Origin of the sequence: Bacillus sp. GbtcB14, assembly GCF_019091205.1 — a bacterium.
Classification (GTDB): domain Bacteria; phylum Bacillota; class Bacilli; order Bacillales; family Bacillaceae_G; genus Bacillus_A; species Bacillus_A cereus_AG.
Genome location: NZ_JAGXJT010000097.1, coordinates 1 through 313 on the forward strand (window position 1 = coordinate 1; position 313 = coordinate 313).

The window sequence follows — 313 nt, forward strand, 5'->3', positions numbered from 1 at the left end:
GGAAAAACAAGCGTAGGAGGATATATATGACGAAACCAGTTGTAGACGTAAAAAACGTTCAACAAGTGTACGGTAAAAAAGGTGAGAATCAATCACACGCGTTAAAAGGTCTATCATTCTCAATTCAAGAGGGTGAGTTTGTTGGAATTATGGGGCCATCTGGTTCTGGTAAAACGACATTATTAAATGAAATTTCAACGCTTGATAAAGCAACAGGCGGGGTTGTTGAAATTGGAGGAACGGTTATTACAAAAATGAAGCAAGGTGAGCTTTCACATTTCCGTTCACAAAAGTTAGGATTCATGTACCAAGA

The 313-nt window shown here is 38.3% G+C and carries 1 protein-coding gene; it reads left to right on the plus strand.

What is annotated here, in order from left to right; translation table 11 throughout:
* Window positions 1-26: 26 nt before the first annotated feature.
* Window positions 27-313, plus strand: a 287-nt coding sequence (locus tag KVT31_RS29455; RefSeq protein ID WP_217613715.1) for an ATP-binding cassette domain-containing protein, incomplete at its 3' end; no start/stop codon positions are given.